A 6,124-nucleotide genomic window follows, 5' to 3' on the forward strand; every position below is an offset into this window, starting at 1 on the left:
CCTCTCCACTGCTCGTGAGTCACCGCGTCGCCAGCAGATCCTGGCACCCGTATCCGATCACGGAAAGCGCCTTCAGTGGGCCGAGGCGCGGGCGTAGAGCCTGCCGGTGATCTCGGCGGTGAACTGCGGCCCGGTGAGGTGCCGCGAGCAACCGGCCTGCGGCGGCGTCCCCGGGCTCGGCGTGGGGCACCGGTTGCCGCTGGCGTCGAGGTAGCCGCCGTGCACGTTGACCCCGACCACCGTGCCCAGACCCAGTTCCTGGTTGAGCAGCGCGATCCGCGGCCCGCCGCTGGCCCCGCCGCCCATGTCGCAGCCCACGCCCCACTCATCCGGCGAGGCCGGGAACTCCGCGCTGCCCCGGTCCCGCGACGGCGTCCCCCAGCACCGCGCCATGCGCATCCCGGTGAACTCCGGCCGTCCCTGGTGGCCCGGCTTGCGCGCCGCCCTCGGATAGCCGAACTCGGTGGCGGGCAGCGCGCCGGGCAGTCCCACCGCCAGCGTCTGCGCCACCACGCCGTCCCCGGCCCTGCGGCCGTGGGCGTCCGGGCCGAGCACCACGAACGCCTGGTCGAAGTTGCCGCGCTGGTCGTCCTCCCGCCAGGTGCGGTGGATCACCAGGCTGCGGGCCACAAAGGACCCGTTGGGCATGGTGTTGTCCCGGAACCCCGGCGCCCACAACACTTTCTCGTGCCACTGCGGGTCGCGGCCGAGCAGGTCCGCGGTGTGCACGCAGTGCCCGCCGGTGACCAGCGTGCTCCGGTTGGCGGCGGGCACCAGCGTCGCGGTGCAGCTGGCGTCCTCGCCCCGCCCGACGAAGAACAGCCGGCCGACCGTCCGGTCCAGAGCGGTCCCCGGCGCGACGCTCGCCCCGTCCGGTCCGTTCTCCGGCGGACCACCCGGTCCGGGGTCACCCGCCTCCATCCGGGCGATCCGCTCCGGCGTCCAGTAGTCCCGCACCGCCTGCTGCTCGGCGGCGGACTGGGCCAGCTCGCGCACCAGCACCTCGTCCGCGGCCGCCGCGGCGGTCAGCGGGCTGATCAGGCTTGTTCCCAACACAAGCAGGCCGAGCGCGGCCGCACGGAAGTGGAGTCTCGTCATGCCGAGGGATCGTCACGGACCACTGTTTGGGTCCTGTTTGGAAACGGTGATGATCCCGTCTGTCACACCATCCGGGCAGCCGGTTCCGCCGGCGGTCGGAACGTCATAAAGTGCTCGCCATGTCACAGCCTGTTCCCAGCCCGCACCCCGACGCCCCGATCCCCGCGCCACAGCCGATGGAGGACACCCTCACCATGAGCCTCGAAGAGCTGCGCGCCCTGATCGACTGACCCGCCTGCCCCCAGATCCCCAGATCCCACCTGCACCACCAGGTGGGATCACTCGTTTTTCGGGCCGGGCACAAGGACGATCTCCGCCACCGCCACCGTGCGCGGCCCCTCCAGCACCAGCATCCGGGCACCGGCGCGCAGGTGCGGCTGGACGAGCTCGGGCGCGATGAACCCGACCAGGCAACGCCGCCGCCCGTCCGGCAGCTCCTCAACCTCCTGCAGCAACACCGTCGCGGGCACGGTCGCCGGTCGCGCCTCGCCCAGATCGTTCGGCCCGGGGGCGAAGGAGGCGGTGGACCGGTAGACGACAGCCGTCGGCGGCCCGGACCGGCGTCCACCCTGGTTCGCGGTCAGCCAGCGGACCACCGCTTCAGCCATGGGTCGCTCGATTCGCTGCACGCGTTCATGGTGCCGCACGCTCCGCGGCCGGAGCCAAGTCCGCGTCGGCACCCCAAGACGACCGGTCACATTCGCGGCGACGCGAATATGACCGGTCGGTTTAGGACAGAAGCACTCGCCACCGCAGCCGGCCAGCGGCAGTTTGCGCCCCGGCCATGACGTCTTGCCGCCACCGCGACGACCAGGCCCGGCCGCGCTGATATCACCGGCGACGAACTCACCCTTGCACAGTAAGGAGTTCGTCATGGCCACAAGATCAATCCCCCTGCTCACCCTGCTGCTCGCGGCCAGCCTGCTCTCCCCCGTCGCGAACGCCGCACCGTCGGACACCCTCGACTACTGGACCCCGGAGCGGATGGCCACCGCCACCTCCCCCGACACCGGGGACCAGGCCCTCGGCGTGCGCGCCGAGCTGACCAAGGCCCCCCGGCCCTACACCGCGCCCGGCACCCGGGTGCACGGCAAGGTGTTCTGGACCAAGGGCGGCCGGAACAGCTGGTGTTCGGCGAGCGTGGTCACCGCGCCGAACAAGTCGATGGTGTGGTCGGCGGCGCACTGCCTCGCCGGCACCACCAACGTGATGTTCGTGCCCGCCTACAACTCCGCGGGCACCGGGGACGCGCCATACGGGCGCTGGCCCGCCCGGAAGGTGGCCACCAGCGGCAACGACCACGCGCTCACCGTGGTCGCCCAGGTCGGCGGCAAGAACCTGGAAGATGTGGTGGGCGCCAACGGGATCCGGTTCACCGGGCCGGTCGGCGGGCGCACCACGGTGTGGGGCTACCCGGCCGCGCGGATCTGGACCGGGCGGGACCTGACCTACTGCGACCAGCCGACGCGGGTCAGCGGGTCCAGTGTGCGGACCGCCTGTGACACCGAGGGCGGCAGCAGCGGCGGCGGGTACATCACCGGCGCGAGCACGCCGACCGGGCTGGGATACCTGTGGGCCAACCACTCGGCAGGGGCCGGGGCCACCGCGATCGGCGTGGTCTTCGGCGCCACCGCGGAGCGGCTGTACCGGGCCAACATGAACTAGTGGCCTGAGTTGGAAGTTCGGTGGCGGTATCGGCGGTCCCGGTTTCTGCTGGGCGTGCCGAGGGGAAGCCCTCGTACCGGGTTGTACGTGGGCTTTCACTCGGTGCGGTCAGCGGGAAGCTGGGCCGTCGAGACCGCTGGCGAACTTCTGACTCAGGCCACTAGGCCCCCGGCCGACCGCCCGGCCGGGCTGTCAACGACCGGCCGGGCGGTCCGGAGGGACGACCTCCGTTCCATCTGATTGCGGTGCCAGGCCGGCACGCGGAATGCTGGGAGGTGGATCAAGGGGGCGTTATGCGGACACTTCTCGGCCGGGAGCTACCCGTGGCCGAGCTGGCCGAGGCGCTGGCGCGGGCCGAGGCCGGACAGGGCGGGCTGGTGCTGCTGACCGGGGAGGCCGGCATCGGCAAGACCGCGCTGGCCGAGCACGTCACCGGGACCGCGGCGGCGCGCGGGTTCCGCACCCGCTGGGGCAGCAGCGGCGGACCCGCGTTCTGGCCGTGGATCCAGGTGCTGCGGCAGCACCACGCCGAGCTGGGCACCGGCGGGGAGCATCCGTGGCTGCGGCCGCTGCCGGTCGCCCCCCGGCCGGCGGAGCACGCGCGGTTCTGGCTCTTCGACGACCTGGCCGGGCTGCTCACCGCGGACCGGGCGCCGACGCTGGTGGTGCTGGACGACCTGCACTGGGCGGACGAGGGCACGGTGCGCTGCCTGGAGTTCCTGGCGCCACAGCTGCGCTCGGCGCCGCTGCTGGTGGTCGGGACCTGCCGGGAGGCGCCGGAGGGCGAGCTGGCGCGGCTGGGCGAGCGGATCGAGCTGGCCGGGCTGGACGCGGCGGCCACCGGCTCGCTGCTGAACCAGGTGACCGGGACCGCGCCGGAGCCGGAGCTGCTCGCCGCGGTGCACCAGCGCTGCGGCGGCAACCCGTTCCTGGCCACCGAGCTGGCCCGGCTGCTGCGGCACACCGCGGCGCCGGTCGCGCTGGCCGCGGTGCCCGCCGGCGTGCGGCAGGTGACCGCGCTGCGGCTGGCCGAGCTGCCGCCGGAGGCGGTGGACCTGCTCTGCCAGGCCGCGGTGCTCGGGCTGACCGTGGACGTCCGAGAACTGGCCCAAATGGCCGGTTTGAGCACGTCAGAGACCTGGTCCTGGCTCGCCGAACCCCTCCGCCACGGCCTGGTTTCCCAACAAGCGGAGCACCTGCTACGCTTTCCGCACAGCCTGCTCCAGGAGGCGGTAGCCGACCGGATACCCGCACCGGAGCGAGCCGCGTTGCATCGCCGGGCCGCCACGGCGATCGCCGCGTGCGCTCGCGCCGATGAGGCGTCCAGCCGGCTTGCCGAGCACCTCACCCTGGGCGAGCGAGGGGACGAGGCCGCCGTGCACCGGGTGCGCGCGGGCCGGGCCGCGTTCCGCGCGCTGGCCTACGAGGACGCGGCCGTCAGCTTCCAGCAGGCCCTGGACCTGCTGGGGGACGACGACCGCGACCGGGTCCGACGGGCCCGGATCCTGCTGGCGCTGGCTGAGGCACGGTTCCACTCGGGCGCGCTGCCGGCGGCGGTGTCCGGGTACGAACAGGCCTTCGACCTGGCTCGCGCGGTCGGTGACGGCGAGACCGCGGCGCGGGCCGCGCTGGGCTGCTGCGTGGGCAACCAGCTTGCGCTGCACGAGCCCCAGCTGGTGCGACGCCTGGAGCTGGCCCTGGACGGGCTGCCGCCGGGCGACGGCGAGCTGCGCGCCAGGGTGCTGGCCCGGCTGGCCAAGGAGCTGGACCCGGCCGAGACCAGCAGGGAACGCCGGGGACTGGTGGCCGGGCAGGCACTGGCCATGGCCCGCAGGATGTGCGGTCCGGATCAACCGGGCGATCCGGCCACGCTGGCCGAGGTGCTGAGCGCGCACCACCAGGCCATGTGGTCGCCGCACAACGCACGCGAGCGGCTGGTGGTCGCCGCGGAGGCGGCGGCCGCGGCCGAGCGGGCCGGGGCGGACCTGCTGGCCATGGAGGCGCACATGTGGTGCCTGGTGGCCAACCTGGACCTGGGTGAGCGCAACGCCGTGGAGGAGTCGCTGGCCACCACCGGCAGGCTGGCCGAACGGCTGCGGCACCCGCTGTGGCTGTACTACCAGCGGGTGTGCGCGGCCACGATCCGGCACGCCGACGGCGACTTCGCCGAGGCGGAGTCGCTGACCAGGCAGGCCCTGGCCCACGGCCGCAAGGCCAACCACCCACTGGCCGAGGCTTCCTTCCACCACCACCTGGCCCGCCTGGCCCTGGACCGCGGCGACCTGCCCACCGCCGAAGCCGCCACCACGGCCTACACCGACCTGATCAGCGCGGTGCCCCAGCTGTCCCCCGCCCTGCGCTGCGTCACGGTGTGGCTGCGCGCCCGCCTCGGCCACCACCTGGAAGCCAGGGCCCAGCTGGACCGCCTGCTCGCCGACGGCGCCAAACCCCTGGCCGAAACCACCGTCGGCGTGCCAGTCGTCCTACTCCTGGCCGAGGTAGCCCACCTCACCCGCGCCGAGGAACACGCCGCCACCCTGGCCGAGGCTCTGCGCCCCTACGCCGGCCTGGTCGCCACCTCCGCCGGCAACCCCTTCGGCCTGATCTCCCACGCCCTGGCCAACCTGGCCGCCCTACAGGACCGCCCCGAGGAGGCGGAGTCCCACTTCCAGTCCACAGTGGACCAAGCCCGCCGCATGGGCGCCCGCCCCTGGCTGGCCACGGCACGCACGGACTACGCGGAGTTCCTGTTGTCCCGCAACAACCCCGAGGCCCACGAACAGGCTCGCCTGGCCGAACAGGAAGCCACCACCCTGGGCATGCTCACCCTCGCCGCCCGAGCAAAAGCCCTGCACGACCACCGCTGAGACGGCGGCGACCGAGCGGGGGCGATTCCACTGCGCCGCAAGCCATGGAAGCCCTGCCCGCGTCGGGCGCAAGCCTTGCCCGCCTCGCGCGGCCGTCGCGCGCAAGGCCCGCTCCCGTCGCACACAAGCTCCGCCCGCGCCGCGCGCCAGTCGCTCCCCGTCCCGCCGCAGTCGCGCGCCCGTCGCGCGCCAGCCCCACAACCCACCACCGGGGTCGCCGCCCCCGCACCGCCCGTCGTGCCACTCGGCCGCTGCTCTCGGCCTGGGTCTGCCACTCGGCAGTCGTCCCTGGCGTCGCGCCACTGGACCACCGGCCTGGACGCACGCCCGACGGCCGCGCGGGGCGGGCAGACTCGCGCGACGAGAGTGGGGCTGGGGTGCGGCCAGAGCGGGACTGGGCCGGGCTAGTTTCTCCTCATCCGCCACCGGGTTTCGGTTTGAGGAGCGCAACGATGCATCGCCCACTCGCTCGCGCGGCCACCGCCGTCGGCGCC

General features: G+C 73.7%; 4 protein-coding genes. 2 read left to right on the plus strand and 2 right to left on the minus strand.

Translation table 11 applies throughout. The annotated features are described in order from the left end of the window. Positions 1-72 precede the first annotated feature (72 nt). Both ACWDY5_RS36655 and ACWDY5_RS36660 read right to left on the minus strand, forming a co-directional pair. A complete protein-coding gene (locus tag ACWDY5_RS36655; protein WP_449726716.1) occupies positions 73-1,098 on the minus strand; it encodes a trypsin-like serine peptidase in 1,026 nt (341 codons plus the stop codon). A 278-nt stretch (positions 1,099-1,376) separates the two neighbouring features. Beyond that, positions 1,377-1,706, minus strand: a complete 330-nt coding sequence (locus ACWDY5_RS36660; RefSeq protein WP_449726717.1) for a hypothetical protein — start codon at positions 1,704-1,706, stop codon at positions 1,377-1,379. 265 nt (positions 1,707-1,971) lie between these two features. On the opposite strand from ACWDY5_RS36660, the gene ACWDY5_RS36665 reads away from it, so the two are divergent. Beyond that, entirely contained in the window at positions 1,972-2,763 is a 792-nt protein-coding gene (locus ACWDY5_RS36665) for a trypsin-like serine peptidase (RefSeq protein WP_449726718.1), read from the plus strand. Between the two features lie 293 nt (positions 2,764-3,056). Next, positions 3,057-5,630 (plus strand): ATP-binding protein, encoded by a 2,574-nt coding sequence (locus tag ACWDY5_RS36670; RefSeq protein ID WP_449726719.1) that lies wholly within the window; start codon positions 3,057-3,059, stop codon positions 5,628-5,630. Positions 5,631-6,124: the final 494 nt, after the last annotated feature.

This window comes from Crossiella sp. NPDC003009 (genome assembly GCF_053591555.1).